The organism is Pseudorhodoferax sp. Leaf265 (genome assembly GCF_001422365.1).
In the GTDB taxonomy this organism is placed as follows: Bacteria; Pseudomonadota; Gammaproteobacteria; order Burkholderiales; family Burkholderiaceae_C; genus Pseudorhodoferax.
In genome coordinates, this window is sequence record NZ_LMMT01000036.1 from 71,566 (window position 1) to 86,777 (window position 15,212).

The 15,212-nt window shown below is 69.9% G+C and carries 11 protein-coding genes; 3 read left to right on the forward strand and 8 right to left on the reverse strand.

Features of this window, described 5'->3' with window-relative positions; genetic code table 11:
• The first annotated feature begins 186 nt into the window (after positions 1-186).
• Positions 187-3,039, forward strand: a complete 2,853-nt coding sequence (locus ASF45_RS23910) for an aconitate hydratase (RefSeq protein ID WP_056669038.1) — start codon at positions 187-189, stop codon at positions 3,037-3,039.
• Positions 3,036-3,443 (forward strand): alternative ribosome rescue aminoacyl-tRNA hydrolase ArfB, encoded by a 408-nt coding sequence (arfB, locus tag ASF45_RS23915; protein WP_056669041.1) that lies wholly within the window; start codon positions 3,036-3,038, stop codon positions 3,441-3,443. Before ASF45_RS23910 ends, arfB begins: the two co-directional genes overlap by 4 nt.
• A gap of 3 nt (positions 3,444-3,446) precedes the next feature.
• On the opposite strand, the gene ASF45_RS23920 is transcribed toward arfB, so the two are convergent.
• Entirely contained in the window at positions 3,447-4,889 is a 1,443-nt protein-coding gene (locus tag ASF45_RS23920; RefSeq protein ID WP_056669042.1) for an alpha/beta hydrolase, read from the reverse strand.
• 235 nt (positions 4,890-5,124) lie between these two features.
• Between ASF45_RS23920 and ASF45_RS23925 the strand changes: the two genes are divergently transcribed.
• The gene (locus tag ASF45_RS23925; protein ID WP_063887773.1) at positions 5,125-5,712 is read left to right on the forward strand and encodes a CBS domain-containing protein; all 588 of its coding nucleotides are present in this window, start codon (positions 5,125-5,127) and stop codon (positions 5,710-5,712) included.
• 3 nt (positions 5,713-5,715) lie between these two features.
• Here the strand turns inward: ASF45_RS23925 and ASF45_RS23930 are convergent, their stop codons facing one another.
• The 7 genes from ASF45_RS23930 to ASF45_RS23960 all read right to left on the reverse strand — a co-directional run bounded on the left by ASF45_RS23930 (position 5,716) and on the right by ASF45_RS23960 (position 15,210).
• Positions 5,716-8,298, reverse strand: a complete 2,583-nt coding sequence (locus ASF45_RS23930; protein ID WP_082551245.1) for a GAF domain-containing hybrid sensor histidine kinase/response regulator — start codon at positions 8,296-8,298, stop codon at positions 5,716-5,718.
• A 64-nt stretch (positions 8,299-8,362) separates the two neighbouring features.
• On the reverse strand, positions 8,363-9,508 hold the full coding sequence (locus ASF45_RS23935; RefSeq protein WP_235581019.1) for a Gfo/Idh/MocA family protein: 1,146 nt from the start codon (positions 9,506-9,508) through the stop codon (positions 8,363-8,365).
• Complete coding sequence (locus ASF45_RS23940) at positions 9,505-10,560, reverse strand: sugar phosphate isomerase/epimerase (protein WP_056669051.1); 1,056 nt, start codon at positions 10,558-10,560, stop codon at positions 9,505-9,507. Before ASF45_RS23940 ends, ASF45_RS23935 begins: the two co-directional genes overlap by 4 nt.
• 1 nt (position 10,561) lies before the next feature.
• Positions 10,562-11,515 carry a substrate-binding domain-containing protein gene (locus ASF45_RS23945; protein WP_056669054.1) on the reverse strand — a complete coding sequence of 318 codons (954 nt, stop codon included), beginning with the start codon at positions 11,513-11,515 and terminating at the stop codon, positions 10,562-10,564.
• Between the two features lie 35 nt (positions 11,516-11,550).
• Positions 11,551-12,531 (reverse strand): ABC transporter permease, encoded by a 981-nt coding sequence (locus ASF45_RS23950; RefSeq protein WP_056669057.1) that lies wholly within the window; start codon positions 12,529-12,531, stop codon positions 11,551-11,553.
• A complete protein-coding gene (locus ASF45_RS23955; RefSeq protein WP_056669060.1) occupies positions 12,518-14,041 on the reverse strand; it encodes a sugar ABC transporter ATP-binding protein in 1,524 nt (507 codons plus the stop codon). Before ASF45_RS23955 ends, ASF45_RS23950 begins: the two co-directional genes overlap by 14 nt.
• Entirely contained in the window at positions 14,038-15,210 is a 1,173-nt protein-coding gene (locus ASF45_RS23960) for an ROK family protein (RefSeq protein WP_056669974.1), read from the reverse strand. The genes ASF45_RS23955 and ASF45_RS23960 overlap by 4 nt, the downstream gene beginning before the upstream one ends.
• Positions 15,211-15,212 lie beyond the last annotated feature (2 nt).

Genomic DNA, 15,212 nt, shown 5'->3' on the forward strand with positions numbered 1-15,212 from the left:
TGTCGCCCGCCGGCCGCGTCAGGCGGCCCCCGGCGCGCGATGAGCGGTTGTACCTCCAACGGCCTCCTCGTCCGTATGCCAAATAGTTCACACAGACGCGGCTGTTACAAGCCCGGAGTAGGATGCTCCGGCACCCGCCGCAGCCGCGGCGCCGCCCCACCACCCAGATAAAACGGAGCATCCGGCATGGCCCACGCATTCGCGCGCACCCGCAAGAAGTTCACCACGGCATCCGGCAAGACCGGGCAGTTCTATTCGCTGCCGGCCCTGGCCAAGGAATTCCCGCAGATCCAGCGCCTGCCAGTGTCGCTGCGCATCGTGCTCGAATCCGTGTTGCGCAACTGCGACGGCAAGCGCGTCGCCGAAGAGCACGTGCACCAGCTCGCCAACTGGGGCGCCAACGCCGCCCGCACCGACGAGATCCCCTTCGTGGTCTCGCGCGTCGTGCTGCAGGACTTCACCGGCGTGCCGCTGCTGGCCGACCTGGCCGCCATGCGCAGCGTGGCCGCCCGGCTGAACAAGCCGGTCGGCCGCATCGAGCCGCTGGTGCCGGTCGACCTCGTGGTCGACCACTCCATCATGATCGACTACTACGGCCAGAAGAACGCGCTCGACCTCAACATGAAGCTCGAATTCCAGCGCAACCGCGAGCGCTACGAGTTCATGAAGTGGGGCATGCAGGCCTTCAAGACCTTCGGCGTGGTGCCGCCCGGCTTCGGCATCGTGCACCAGGTCAACCTGGAGTACCTGGCCCGCGGCGTGCACAAGACCAAGGAGGACGTCTACTACCCCGACTCCCTGGTCGGCACCGACAGCCACACCACCATGATCAACGGCATCGGCGTGGTGGCCTGGGGCGTGGGCGGCATCGAGGCCGAGGCCGCCATGCTGGGCCAGCCTGTCTACTTCCTGACGCCGGACGTGGTGGGCTTCGAGCTCACCGGCCGGCTGCGCGAGGGCGTCACGGCCACCGACCTGGTGCTGACCGTGACCGAGATATTGCGCCGCCACAAGGTGGTGGGCAAGTTCGTCGAGTTCTTCGGCGAAGGCACGCGCACGCTGGCCCTGCCCGACCGCGCCACCATCGGCAACATGGCCCCCGAGTACGGCGCCACCATGGGCTTCTTCCCGGTGGACGAAAAAACCATCGAGTACTTCCAGGGCACGGGCCGCACCAAGGCCGAGATCGAAGCCTTCGAGGCCTATTTCCGCGCCCAGGGCCTGTTCGGCGTGCCGCTGGCCGGCGAAATCGACTATTCGCAGGTGGTCAAGCTCGACCTGGGCGACGTGACGCCCAGCCTGGCCGGCCCCAAGCGTCCGCAGGACCGCATCGAGCTGGGCCAGGTGGCCAGCCAGTTCAAGAGCCTGTTCTCCAAACCGTCGGCCGAGAACGGCTTCAACCAACCGGCCGCGGTGCTGGGCACGCGCCACCAGGTGCGCACCAACGACGAACCCAAGCTGGACAAGGTGCCCCAGAATCCGCCCACGCCCAGCGGCGCGGACCGCCCGGTGATGGAGATGGAGGGCAACAAGCCCACGCTGGCGGCGGCCCAGGCCGAGGCGTCGGCACCGGCGAAGAAAACGCCCGAGATCACCATCGGCAACGGCGACGTGCTGATCGCCGCCATCACGAGCTGCACCAACACCTCCAACCCCAGCGTGCTGCTGGCCGCGGGCCTCTTGGCCAAGAAGGCCGTGGAAGCCGGCCTCAAGGTGCAGCCGCACATCAAGACCTCGCTCGCGCCGGGCTCGCGCATCGTCACCGAGTACCTGACCGAGACCGGCCTCTTGCCCTACCTGGCCAAGCTCGGCTTCGCGCTCGCCGGCTATGGCTGCACCACCTGCATCGGCAATGCGGGCGACCTCACGCCCGAGCTCAACGAGGTCATCACCAAGAACGACCTGGTCTGCGCGGCCGTGCTCTCGGGCAACCGCAACTTCGAGGCCCGCATCCACCCCAACCTCAAGGCCAACTTCCTGGCCAGCCCGCCGCTGGTGGTGGCCTACGCGATCGCTGGCACGGTGACGCGCGACCTCATGACCGAGCCCGTCGGCAAGGGCAAGGGCGGCAAGGATGTGTACCTGGGCGACATCTGGCCGAGCAGCGAAGAGATCCACGCGCTGCTCAAGTACGCGATGAAGGGCAAGGCCTTCCGCGAGAACTACGCCAAGGTCAAGACCGAGCCCGGCAAGCTGTGGGAGAAGATCAAGGGCGTGGCCGGTGCCACCTACACCTGGCCGGCCAGCACCTACATCGCCGAGCCGCCGTTCTTTGCCGACTTCGCGCTCGAGCCGCCAGCCAGTGACGAAGCCGTGGCCGTGCGTGGCGCACGCATCATGGCGCTGTTCGGCGACTCCATCACCACCGACCACATCTCACCTGCCGGCTCGATCAAGGCGAGCGCACCGGCTGGCCTGTGGCTGCAGGAGAACGGAGTGCAGAAGGCCGACTTCAACAGCTATGGCGCGCGCCGCGGCAACCACGATGTGATGATGCGCGGCACGTTCGCCAACGTGCGCATCAAGAACCTCATGATCCCGGCCGGCGCCGACGGGTCGCGCGAGGAAGGCGGGCTGACGCTGATGCAACCGGGCGGCGACAAGCTGCCGATCTACGACGCCGCCATGCAGTACATCGCCGCCGGCACGCCCACCGTGATCTTCGCGGGCGAGGAGTACGGCACCGGCTCCAGCCGCGACTGGGCGGCCAAGGGCACGCAGCTGCTGGGCATCAAGGCCGTGGTGGCCAAGAGCTTCGAGCGCATCCACCGCAGCAACCTGGTCGGCATGGGCGTGCTGCCGCTGCAGTTCAAGCACGGCGAGAGCTGGGAGTCGCTGGGGCTGAAGGGCGACGAGCAGATCGAGATCGTGCCGCAGGCCGACCTGGCGCCGCGCAGCGATGCCCGGCTGAAGATCACGCGTCCCGACGGCAGCACGCACCAGACCGATCTGACGCTGCGCATCGACACCCCCATCGAGGTCGACTACTACCGACACGGCGGCATCCTGCCCTACGTGCTGCGCCAGTTGCTGGAATGACCGCTGCGTTGGTCATCGACGAAGCGGAAGTGGAAGTCACGGCCATCCGCGCCCAGGGCGCGGGCGGCCAGAACGTCAACAAGGTGTCCAGCGCAATCCACCTGCGCTTCGACATCCCGGCCTCGTCGCTGCCCGAGGATGTGAAGGAGCGCCTGCTGGCGCTGCGCGACAGCCGCATCACGCAGGCCGGCGTGCTGGTGCTCAAGGCCCAGCAGCACCGCACGCAGGAGATGAACCGGCTCGACGCGTTCTCGCGCCTGCACGAACTCGTGCAGAGCGTGGCGCGGCCGCCGCGCGTGCGCAAGGCGACCCAACCCACCTTCGGGTCCAGGCAGCGGCGGCTGGAAGGCAAGAGCCGCCGCTCGGAGATCAAGGCCGGACGCGGACGCGCCGGCCTGGACTGAGGGCTACGGCGCCACGCAGCCTGCGCCCGCCTGCGCCACCACACCGCGCAGCTGCCGGGTGGTGTTGCCGTCGTCCGGGCCCAGCTGGTCGCGCGTGAAGGTGCAGCCATAGCCCGGCGCAGCGACGGTCGCCGCGGTCAGCACGTCGTCGCCGGCCGGCTTGGGACCGCCCTGCTCCCACTGCACCATGGCGTCGAAGGCCTCCACCTGCTCGGCCACCGTGAAGTCGCAATGCGAGATGCCGCGGATCGCGCGCTGCACCAGCCAGCGGTCGTTGCCCTCGGCGACCACGCGGCGCTTGTAGATCTGCTGCATGCTGAACGGCACGTACAGGTCGCCCAGGGTGTGCAGCGACACGACAGGGATGCCGATCTCGCCGTTCGCCTTGGGAATCCAGCGCAGGCCGTCGCGGCGCTCCCGGTTGGCGTCTGCCACCGCCGTCAGCTTCTGGGCGGCGGCGTTCAGCGCCGTGGAGCCCGCAGGATCGCCCGTGATGGTGTAGGTGAAGCGGTTGGTGTCCAGCACGCTTTTGTTCAGGATGCCGTTCACCGTGCCGTCACCGCCAAACACGCCCCAGACCGGGCTGAACGAGCCGCCGTAAGCCACGCCCAGTTCGAACAGCGGCCGGTCGCCGCCGGTGAGGTTTTCCACCACCGACATGAACTTCGCACCGGTCGCCGTGGGGGTGCCCGGGAAGCTGGTGAAGAGCGTGCTCGTCACCTGGTCGCGCACCGTCGCCCAGCCCGTGAACGGGTTGTTGGGCACGCCTGCCAGCGCCTGCGCGGCCACCTGGGCCCCGGCGAAATAGTCGAACAGTTCGGTGTCGCCCATCACGCCGCACATGGGCACGGCACCGTGGTAGCGCACCTTGTTGTTGGCGTCCTCCATCGCTTCCTCCTCGATGGCGGCCGCGGTGACATGGCCGCCCATGGAATGGCCGGTGATGTACAGCCGCGTGGGCGCCGCCAAGTTGCGGCCGTTGGTGCTGGCGATGCGGTTGAAGGCCAGCGCCAGCGCGTTCGTGTCCTCCACGCCCACGCGCACGTCGTAGAAGTTCTTGCTGTAGCTGGATGCAGCCCAGGCATACCCGTTCTGGATCAGGTGGCGGCGGATGGAAGGGTTGCTGACCCCGAGCTGGTTGCCCTCGCCAGCGTAGCCGTGGGCGTACATCACGAGCCGGCCGTTCCAGTTGGCCGGCACCTCGATGCGGTAGGCCGCACCGTTCAGCACGCCGGCCCAGCGGCTGGTGGTGGCGTTGTCCACCGTATCCCCGCTGTCGGCCGCCAGGGCGGCAAAGGTCGTGGCACTGGGCTCGGCCGGCACGAAGCTGTTGCGGCTGTCCTGCAGGCGGGTCTCCTCGGGGGTGTTGTCGTCGCCGCCACCGCCGCAGGCGGCCAGGGCTGCGGCCGCGAGCAGGCTCAGGAACATCGGTCGCGTGGATTGCATCGGGTGTCTCCTCGTCATGTCGTTGGCGCGGAATGCGCCGGCGCAGCCTACGCCTGCCCGCGCTGCAGCCGTGTCAGCAAAAACGCCGAGACAGGTGGTTTGACGCTCCCTGGCCCGCGTCGCATACTGGTCCGGCAGCGCCACATCCCACCATATGGCGAAGCGGGCCGACGGAGCGGACCCGCGGATGCAGAGGGCGCTGGCACGCTCCACCCGCCTTGCAAAGGACCGCACCATGACCGGCATGAGCTTCAAGCCTCTCGGCACCCAACCTCTTGCGGCGCGCGCGTTGCTGGCGCGGCCGGCACCGGGAAAACCGGTCACGCTGGAGTCGCCGGCCGTGGAGGTCATGACCGACTTCACGCAGACCCAGCCGGTCGGCATCGCGCCCGAGGCCACGCTGTTTGCCGCCAACGAAGCCATGATCACCTACGGCGTGCGCCTGCTGTTCGTGACCGAGCGCGATCACCTGCTGGGCATCATCAGCACCCAGGACACGCTGGGCGAGCGCCCCCTGCAAATGCGCCACCTGGGCAAGGGCACGGTGTCCGACCTCAGCGTGTCCGACCTCATGCACCCGCTCGCCAGCCTGCAAGTGCTGCGGCACGCCGACGTGCTGCATGCCAATGTGGGCGACCTGGTGGCCACGCTGCAGCGCCTGGGCCGCAAGCACCTGCTGGTCAGCGAGCAACTGCCCGACCAACCCCTGGCCATCCGCGGCATGTTCTCCGCCACGCAGATCGAGCGCCAGCTCGGCGCGCCGGTGGAGACCTACGAACGCGCCCAGACCTTCGCGCAGATCGAGGCCGCGCTCGGCGCCTGAGCTTCAGCGCCCGGCGGCGCTGGCGATGGTGGCCACGAGTTCGGCCGGCTCCACCGGCTTGGCCACATGGGCACGAAAGCCCGCCTTGAGCGCGCGCACGCGGTCCTCGGCGCGCGCAAAGGCCGTCAACGCAATGGCCGGCAGGTTCCCACCCTGCGCCGGGCCCAGGGCCCGCACACGGCGCAGCAGTTCATAGCCGTCCACCAGCGGCATGCCGATGTCGGAAACCAGAACCTGCGGCCGCTCGCGCGCGATGGCCTGCAGCACAGCCTGGGCACTGTCGGCCACCAGCACCTGGGCGCCTGCATCGGCCAGCATGCGCTGCAGCAGTTCGCGCGCATCGGCCTCGTCGTCGACCACCAGCACGCACAAGCCGGCCAGCTCGGTACTGGCCGGCGGCAGCGGCGCGAAGACCTGCAGCGCCGGCAACTGGCCGGCCGCCTGCAGTGGCAGCCGCACGACGAAGCAGCTGCCCTGCCCCTCGCCAGCGCTGCTGGCCTGCACGCTGCCGCCATGCAGCTCCACGAGCTGGCGCACGATGGCCAGGCCCAGGCCCAGGCCACCGAAACGCCGCGTGATGGAGCCATCGGCCTGGCGGAAGCGGTCGAAGATGTGCGGCAGGAACGCGGGTGCGATGCCGATGCCGCTGTCCTGCACCACGATGCGCAGCGCCTCGCCCTCGGCCACCAGCTGCACCGAGACCAGGCCACCGCGCGGCGTGAACTTGACGGCATTGGCCACGAGGTTCCAGACCACCTGCTGCAAGCGCACCGCGTCGGCCGACACCACGCCGGCCCCCGGGTCGAGCCGGGTCTCGATGCGCACGCCAGCGGCCTCGGCCGCCGGCCGCACGGTTTCGATGGCGGCCTCGATGCAGCCCAGCGGCGCCACCGGCTGCAAATCCAGCTGCAGCTTGCCGGAGACGATGCGGCTCATGTCCAGCAGGTCGTCCACGAGCTGGCTCTGCGCCCGCGCATTGCGCTCGATCACGGCAATGCCCTTGGCCAGGTCGCCAGCCGCATCGGGGTAGCGCCTGCGCAGGAGGTGCACCCAGCCCAGGATCGCCGACAGCGGCGTGCGCAGCTCGTGCGAGAGCGTGGCCAGGAACTCGTCCTTGAGTGCGCTGGCGCGCTGCACGTCGGCGTACAGCCGCGCGTTGTCGATGGCGATGCCGGCCTGTGCGGCGATGCCCACGGCCAGCCGCTCCGCGCGCGCGTCGAACCGGCCCGGCTCCGGATGGCCGAAGAACAGGCCGCCGAACACCTGGCCGGTGCGCGAGGTCACGGCCACGGCCAGGTAGCTGCGCACCGGCAGATGGCCGGCCGGCATGCCATGGTGCGGCCGCCACTGGCCATAGCGCGGGTCGACCAGGATGTCGTCGCAGCGGATCGGCGCGCCGCCGCGGAAGGTGGGACCGAACAAGGTGGTCGGCCGGGGGTGGCCCAGCTTCTCGAAGGCCTCGCGCGGCGCGCCCGACAGGGCGTAGAGCAGGTAGGCCTCACCCTGGTCGTCGGTGCCGTTGTAGAAGAAGGCGCCGAAGCGCGCGCCGGTCAGTTGCGTGGCGGCATCGGTGACGCGCTGCAGCAGCGCATCGATCTCCAGTTCGCCGGCCAGCGCAGCGCCGGTCTGGTTCAGCAGCTCCAGCGTCTGCGCCTCGTTGCGGGCGCGTTCCTCGGCCAGGCGGCGCGCGGTGATGTCGCGCACCACGCCGATCATGCCGGCCAGCCGGCCGTCGGCGCCGTAGGTGGGTTTGCCCTGCACGGAGACCCACCGCAGGCCCTCGGGACGCGGCACGCGGTACTCGATGTCGTACAGCCCGCGCTGCGCGGCGGCATGGGCTGCGGCCAGCCGCGCGGGCTCGCGGTCGTCGCGGTGCAGCAGCCGGCGCATGGCACTGCGTGTCCAGCTGCTGCCCGGCTCCAGCCCGTACAGGCGTGCGGCCGCAGCGCTCAGGGTCATGCGGTCGGTGCCGGCATCCCAGCTCCAGTCGCCCAGCTCGCCGGCGGCCAGGGCCAGGCTCAGGCGCTGGTTGGCGTCGCGCAGCGCGCGCTCGGTGCGCAGGCGTTCCAGCGACTCCCAGCAGCGCGCCACCACCGTGAGCATCAGTGCAATCTCCTCGTCGCGCCAGACCCGCGGCCGGTCCTGGTGCACGGCCATGCCGGCGACGAAGCGGCCGTCGCGGTGCAGAGGCACGCAGATCACGGCCTGAATGCGCGTGGCACGGTAGGCCGACAGATCGGTACCCGCGGTACGCGGATCGCTGTCGACATCGTGGTTGATGTAGGGCAGATCGGCGCGCATCAGGTCACGCACCTGCATGCCGAAATCGGAGAAGGCGTAGCGCCCGACGATGCTGGGCACGCCGTCGTTGTAGTCGCCGAACAGGTCGAAGTGGTCCTGGTCGGCATCCACATGGGCATAGGCGCAGCGGCTGGCGTGCAGGTGCTGCCCCAGCAGGCGCGCCGTCAGGCGCATGACCTCGGCCGGATCGGCGACACGCTTGGTCAACTCGAACAGTTCATCGAGCATCTGCGCATGACCGGCGCCCGGGTCGGGGAGTTCGGGCGTGGCGAGAGTTCGGGTCATGGGCCTACCCCAGAGTGCGGCGGCGCGCAGTGTAGCTCCGCGCGCCGCCCTGCCTGGCGGGGCTTCAGGCCAGCGGCACCCAGCGTGCGCCGGCAGCGCTGCTGCGCAGCACGGCCTCGATGAAACGGTGGCCGGCCACGCCGTCTTGCACCGTCGTGAGCTGCAGCGCCTGCGCGTCGGCCGGGCGGCCTTCTCCGCGCGCGCGGATCAGCTCGGCCGCATCGCGGTAGACCTGGGCGAAGGCTTCCAGGTAGCCCTCCGGGTGCCCCGCCGGCACGCGCGTGGCCTGCAGGGCAGCGGCGCTGTCCACACGGCCGCGCGTGAGCCGCTGGGCCGCGCCGCCAACGGGCGTGAACCAGAGTTCGTTGGGCTGCTCCTGGTCGAAGGCAAGCGACGCTTCGGTGCCGAACACGCGCAGGCGCAGGGCGTTCTCGCAGCCGGCCGCGACCTGGCTGGCCCAGAGCAGGCCACGCGCGCCGTTGGCGTAGCGCAGCATCATCTGCACATGGTCGTCCAGCAGGCGGCCCGGCACGAAGCTGGTCAGTTCAGCCGCAAGCTGGCTGGGCACCATGCCGGTCACGAAGCACGCCAGCTGGTAGGCGTGGGTGCCGATGTCGCCCAGGCAGCCGGCCGGGCCGGCCTGGGCCGGATCGTTGCGCCAGGCCGCCTGCTTGTTGCCGGCGTGCTCCTCGGCGCGGGTCAGCCAGTCCTGCTGGTACTCGGCCTGCACCAGGCGGATGCTGCCCAGCGCACCGCTGGCAACGAGCTGGCGCGCGTGGCGCACCATGGGATAACCGGCGTAGGCATGCGTGAGCGCGAACACGCGGTCGTGCTGGCGCGCCAGCCGCGCGAGTTCCTCGCCCTCGGCCAGCGACACGGCGAGCGGCTTGTCGCAGATGACATGCAGCCCGGCCTGCAGCGCGGCCGTGGCCATGGGCGCGTGCAGGTGGTTGGGCGTGACGATGGCCACGACCTCGGCGCCATCGGGCCGCGCGGCCTCGGCGCGGACCAGTTCGCGCCAGTCGGCGTAGCTGCGCTCGGGCGGCAGGTGGATGGCGGCGGCGCTGGCGGCGGCGCGCGCCGGGTCGGACGACAGCGCGGCGGCGACGAGTTCGTAACAGTCGTCCAGCCGCGCGGCGATGCGGTGCACGGCACCGATGAAGGCGCCCTCGCCGCCGCCCAACATGGCCAATCGCAAACGTCGTGTCATCTGTCCAGTCCCATCAGGCCGCGCACGGCGGCGCGGTCCACGCCGCTGCCGGCGAAATCGTCGAAGGCCCGGTCGGCCACGCGGATGATGTGGCGGCGAATGAAGTCCGCACCCTCGCGCGCGCCATCCTCCGGGTGCTTGAGCGCGCACTCCCACTCCAGCACGGCCCAGCCGGCGAAGTCGTACTGGGCCATCTTCGAGAAGATCGCACCGAAGTCCACCTGCCCGTCGCCCAGCGAGCGGAAGCGCCCGGCCCGGTCGACCCAGCCGCTGTATCCACCGTAGACGCCCTGCCGGCCATCGGGCCGGAACTCGGCGTCCTTGACATGGAAGGCCTTGATGCGCGCGTGGTAGATGTCGATGAAGGCCAGGTAGTCGAGCTGCTGCAGCACGAAGTGGCTGGGGTCGTACAGGATGTTGGCGCGCACATGGTTGCCGACCGACGCCAGGAAGCGCTCGAACGTCACGCCGTCGTGCAGGTCCTCGCCCGGGTGCAGTTCGAAGGCCGCATCCACGCCGTGCGCATCCAGCTTGTCCAGGATGGGCCGCCAGCGCCGCGCGAGTTCGCCGAAGGCCTCTTCCACGAGCCCGGCCGGCCGCTGCGGCCAGGGGTAGAGGTAGGGCCAGGCCAGCGCGCCCGAGAAAGTGGCCGTGGCCGTGAGGCCCAGCCGCTCGCTGGCCTGCGCGGCCAGGTGCATCTGGGCGATCGCCCATTCGGTGCGCGCGGCCGGTTTGCCGCGCACCGCCTCGGGCGCAAAGCCGTCGAACAAGGCGTCGTAGGCCGGGTGCACGGCCACGAGCTGGCCCTGCAGGTGCGTGGACAGCTCGGTGATCGCCAGGCCGTGCGCTTGCAAGGTCCCCGTGACCTCGTCGCAATAGGTCTGGCTGGTCGCCGCCTTCTCCAGATCGACGATGTGCGGCGCCGTCGGCAGCTGCACACCCTCGTAGCCCAGGCTCCTGGCCCAGGCGCCCAGGTGGTCCAGCGTGTCGAACGGCGGTGCATCGCCCAGGAACTGGGCGAGGAAGATGGCGGGACCTTTCAGCGTGCGCATGTCAGAAGGGGCTGTCCGGGTGGTAGAAGTCCTTGGCGTTGTCCTTGGTGATCAGCACCGACGGGATGATGGTCGTCGCCGGCAGCTTCTCGCCCTTCAAACGCGCCTCGGCCGTGAGCTTGATCGCGTCGTAGATGAACTTGGGCGAGTAGCTCACGTCCGCATCGATGCGCTTGTCCTTGCCATCCAGGATGGTCTTGACCATGCCCTTGGCACCGGCGCCACCGAATACGATCTTGATGTCGTCGCGCTTGGCCTGGTCGATGGCCTTGAGCACGCCCACGGCCATGTCGTCGTCGGCGGCCCAGATCGCGTCGATCTGCTTGAAGCGCGTGAGGTAGTCCTGCGTGACCTTGAAGGCGTCGTCGCGGTTCCAGTTGGCGTACTTGGCGTCCAGCAGCTTGATGTCCGGATGGTTCTTGAGCACCGCGTTGAAGGCGTCCATGCGCTCGTTGTCCAGCGTGGTAGCGATGCCGCGCAGCGCGACCACATTGCCCTTGCCGCCCAGCTTCTTGGCGATGTACTCGGCCGGGATCTTGCCGAAGGCGGTGTTGTCGCCGGCCACGTAGGCGTCCTGCGCGCTGGTGTCGGTGAGGCCGCGGTCGACCACCGTGACGTAGGCGCCCTTGGCCTTGACCTGGGCGACCGGCTTGGTCAGCGCGGCCGATTCGAACGGGAACACGACCAGCGCATTGATCTTGGAGACCGAGGACAGGTCCTGCAGCTGGTTGGCCTGCTCCGGCGCGTTGGCCGCCGTGCGGATCGTGATCTTCAGGCCCTTGTGCTGCTTCTCCAGGTCCTTCTTGGCCTGGTTGGCCCAGTAGTTGATGCCGCCCATGAAGCTGTGCGTGGCGGCTGGGATGGACACGCCCACGTGCACCGGATCGGCGGCCAGGGCCGGCAGGGCGAAGCTGGCGGCGGCGATGGCCGTGAGGGTCAGGCGTCTGGAAATCATGCGGAAGTCTCCTGGTTGGTTGAAGGCACAAAAACTCACCGTTTCCCGCGCTGCAGGAACGCGACGACGATGATCACGAAACCCTGCACCGCAGCGTTGAGGTACACGCTGATGATGCTGGTCAGGTTCAGGATGTTGCTGATGACCGAAAGCAGCACGGCGCCGACCACGGTGCCCGTGATGCTGCCCGCGCCGCCCTTGAGCGCGGTGCCGCCCACGATCACGGCGGCGATGGCCTCGAGTTCCCAGAGCAGGCCCGTGGTCGGCGAGGCCGAGCCCAGCCGCGGCACATAGAGCAAGGTGGCGATGCCCACGCAGATGCCCAGCAGCATGTAGGTCTGGATCTTCACGCGGTCCACCGCCACGGCGGCGTAGCGCGCGACCTGCTCGTTGGAGCCGATGGCCTGCACGTAGCGGCCGTAGGCCGTGCGGTTCAGGATGACGCCGCCGGCCAGCGCGACCAGCAGGAAGATCCAGACCGGCACCGGGATGCCCAGCAGGCTGCCGTAGTAGACCGGCGCGTAGAGGTCCGACAGCTCGTTGTCCAGCGTGATCGCGCCGCCGTCCGCGGCCCAGGTCAGGTAGGCGCGGAAAATGCCCAGCGTTCCGAGCGTCACGATGAAGGGCTCGATGCGGCCCTTGGTGATGAGCAGCCCGTGCGCGAGGCCGAAGGCCGCACCGAGCACGATGGACAGCCCGGCCCCCAGCACCACGGCCAGCAGCGGCGAGCCCGTGAGCGGACCCATGGCGTTGATGAACAGGATCACGCAGCCCGCGATCAGCGCGGCCATGGAACCCACAGACAGGTCGATGCCGCCCGAGATGATCACGAAGCACATGCCGACCGCGATGATGCCGATGAAGGCCGTGCGCGTGAGCAGGTTCATGGCGTTGTCGGGCGTCGCGAAGTCGCTGTTGAGCAAGGTGCCGGCGATGCACAGCAGCACCAGGCCCAGCACCGGGCCCCAGCCGTGCAGTTTGAATGCGGAGCGTTTGGTCGGTTCAGGCTGGGACATGCGTTTTCTCCGCCACGCCGGTGGCATGGGCGATCAAGATTTCTTCGGTCAGGCCGTCGGCATCGAGCGTGGCGACCAATCGACCGGCGCGCACCACGGCCACGCGGTGCGCCAGGCCGATCAGCTCCATGAGTTCGGACGAGACCACGAGCACGGCCAGGCCCTGGCGCGCCAGGCGCTGCACGAGTTCGTAGATCTCGCGCTTGGCGCCCACGTCCACGCCGCGCGTGGGTTCGTCCAGCACGACGATGCGCGGGTTCGGGTGCAGCACGCGCGCCAGCGCCAGCTTCTGCTGGTTGCCGCCCGACAGCGCCGAGGCGGGCACGTCCAGCGCGCCGGTGCGGATGCCGAAGTCGCGCTGCGCCTGCTCCAGTGCAGCGTGCTCGGCGGCCGGGTTCAACCACGGCTTGGCGTAGCGTTGCAGCGCCATCAGCGTGAGGTTCTCGCGCAGGCCCATGTGCACGTGCAGGCCGCGGCCCTTGCGGTCTTCGCTGAGGTAGGTGAGGCCCGCATCGGCCGCCGCGCGCGGGTTCTTGAAACCGCCGTCGCCCGGCAGCGCCTGGCCGTGCAGCCAGACCTTGCCACGCGCCGGGCGCAGGCCCAGCAGGCCTTCGAACAATTCCGTGCGGCCGGCGCCGACCAGGCCGGCGAAGCCCAGGATCTCGCCGGGGCGGACCTCGAAGTCCCAGCCCTCGGCCCAGCCAGGCACGCCGAAGCCCGCCAGCCGCAAGGCCGTTGCACCCTCGGTCGGCCGCGCGTCGCGCGGCGGGTACAGGTCGGCGATCTCGCGGCCCACCATCAGCCTGGCCATCGCGTGGCGCGTGAGGCCCTGCGTGCTCTGCTGCGTGACGAACTGGCCGTCGCGCATCACCACCACCTCGTCGGTCACGCGCTCGACCTCGTCCAGCTTGTGCGAGATGTAGACCACGGTCACGCCGTCGGCGCGCAGCTGCGCGATCAGTGCGAACAGCCGCTCGGTCTCGGCCGCCGTCAGCGTCGCCGTGGGCTCGTCCATGACCAAGAGGCGCGCGCGGCGGGCCACGGCCTTGGCGATCTCCACGAGCTGTTTCTCGGCCACGATGAGGTCGCGCACGCGCCGGTCCGGCGGCACCGACAGGCCCACCTGGGCCAGCGCGGCGCTGGTGGCGCTGTTCATCGCCGCGTCGTCCAGAAACAGGCCGCGCTTCTTCTCGTGGCCCAGGAAGATGTTCTGCGCCACCGTGAGGTCGTCCGCCAGGTTGAACTCCTGGTGGATCAGCACGATGCCCAGCGCCTCGGCATCGCGTGGGCCCTTGAACGCGCAATCCTGGCCGTTCACGCGCAACGTGCCCGAGGTGGGCGCCTCGTAGCCGGACAGGATCTTCATGAGCGTGGACTTGCCGGCGCCGTTCTCGCCGAGCAGGCCGACCACGCGGCCAGGTGGCAGACTGAACGAGATGCCGTGCAACACCTCCACCGGGCCGAAGGACTTGCGGATGGCGTCGAATTCGACGCCGACGCTCTGGGTCATGGCGCGACTCCTTTGACACGCAAGGTCTCGCCCATTGCGAGCGCCCCCGCCCCGATCACCCCACCTTGCGCGCCCAGCGGCGCGTACTGCACCTCCAGCTGCCGCGTCGACAGCGCCAGCGAGCGCTGGTAGACGCTTTGCCGCACGGCCGCCAGGAACAGCGGCCCCACCTGCGTGATGCCGCCGCCCAGCAGCACATGCGAGGGATTGAAGAAGTTCACGACGGCCGCCAGCATCTGCCCGACCAGGTGGCCGGCGTGCTGCAGGATGCGGTTGGCCGCGGCGTCGCCGGCACGGCTGGCCGTGCCCACGTCCTCGGCGGCCAGGCTGCCGCGCGCGGCCAGCGCCGCGGCCAGCACCGGGCTCTCGCCAGCTTCGGCCGCCTCGGTCGCCATGCGCACGATGGCCGGCCCTGCGGCCATGGCCTCCACGCAGCCGCGGTTGCCGCAGTGGCAGCGCGGGCCCTCGTGGTCCACGCTGATGTGGCCCACGTCGCCGGCCGAGCCCGTGGCGCCGCGGTACACGCTGCCATGGCAGACGATGCCGCAGCCGATGCCGGTGCCGATCTTGACGACGATGAAGTTGGGCAGCGCGCGCTTCAAGCGCCACAGCTCGCCCAGCGCCATGAGGTTCACGTCGTTGTCCACGAACACGGGCGCGCGGTAGTCGTCGCGCAAGAAGTCGCGGATGGAGAACTGGTCCCAGTCGGGCATCAGCGGCGGGCTCACGAGCTGGCCGGCCTCGAAGTTGACCGGGCCCGGCACGCCCACGCCGATGCCCAGCACCTGCTCGGCCTTGCCGCCGCTGCGTGCCAGCAGTTCGCGCATCAGCGCAGCAGCGCGTGCCAGCACCACGCCGGGGCCCTGGCGGCGCACGTCGATGTCCTCGCTGTGCTGGGCCAGCAGCGTGAGGTCGGGGCGCAGCACGGCCACGGTCAGGCTGGTCACGCCGATGTCCACGCCCAGCAGCAAGCCCAGGCCGTGGTGCAGCCGCAGCGTCTCGGCCGGGCGGCCGCCCCGGGAGGCCTGGGGGCCCGCCTCTTCCAGCAGGCCCTGGTCGATCAGGCCGGCGACGAGCGCCTTGCCCTTGCTGCTGGAGAAGCCCAGCGGCGCGGCCAGCGCATGGCGCGAACTGCCGGGCGACCAGAAGGCCGCGTCGAGCACGCGCATTT

Bases quoted from the DNA above. Each gene is read 5' to 3' on its own strand.
- ASF45_RS23910 (WP_056669038.1), top strand. From the start codon at position 187: ATGGCCCACGCATTCGCGCGCACCCGCAAGAAGTTCACCACGGCATCC.
- arfB (WP_056669041.1), top strand. From the start codon at position 3,036: ATGACCGCTGCGTTGGTCATCGACGAAGCGGAAGTGGAAGTCACGGCC.
- ASF45_RS23920 (WP_056669042.1), bottom strand. From the start codon at position 4,889: ATGCAATCCACGCGACCGATGTTCCTGAGCCTGCTCGCGGCCGCAGCC.
- ASF45_RS23925 (WP_063887773.1), top strand. From the start codon at position 5,125: ATGACCGGCATGAGCTTCAAGCCTCTCGGCACCCAACCTCTTGCGGCG.
- ASF45_RS23930 (WP_082551245.1), bottom strand. From the start codon at position 8,298: ATGACCCGAACTCTCGCCACGCCCGAACTCCCCGACCCGGGCGCCGGT.
- ASF45_RS23935 (WP_235581019.1), bottom strand. From the start codon at position 9,508: ATGACACGACGTTTGCGATTGGCCATGTTGGGCGGCGGCGAGGGCGCC.
- ASF45_RS23940 (WP_056669051.1), bottom strand. From the start codon at position 10,560: ATGCGCACGCTGAAAGGTCCCGCCATCTTCCTCGCCCAGTTCCTGGGC.
- ASF45_RS23945 (WP_056669054.1), bottom strand. From the start codon at position 11,515: ATGATTTCCAGACGCCTGACCCTCACGGCCATCGCCGCCGCCAGCTTC.
- ASF45_RS23950 (WP_056669057.1), bottom strand. From the start codon at position 12,531: ATGTCCCAGCCTGAACCGACCAAACGCTCCGCATTCAAACTGCACGGC.
- ASF45_RS23955 (WP_056669060.1), bottom strand. From the start codon at position 14,041: ATGACCCAGAGCGTCGGCGTCGAATTCGACGCCATCCGCAAGTCCTTC.
- ASF45_RS23960 (WP_056669974.1), bottom strand. From the start codon at position 15,210: ATGCGCGTGCTCGACGCGGCCTTCTGGTCGCCCGGCAGTTCGCGCCAT.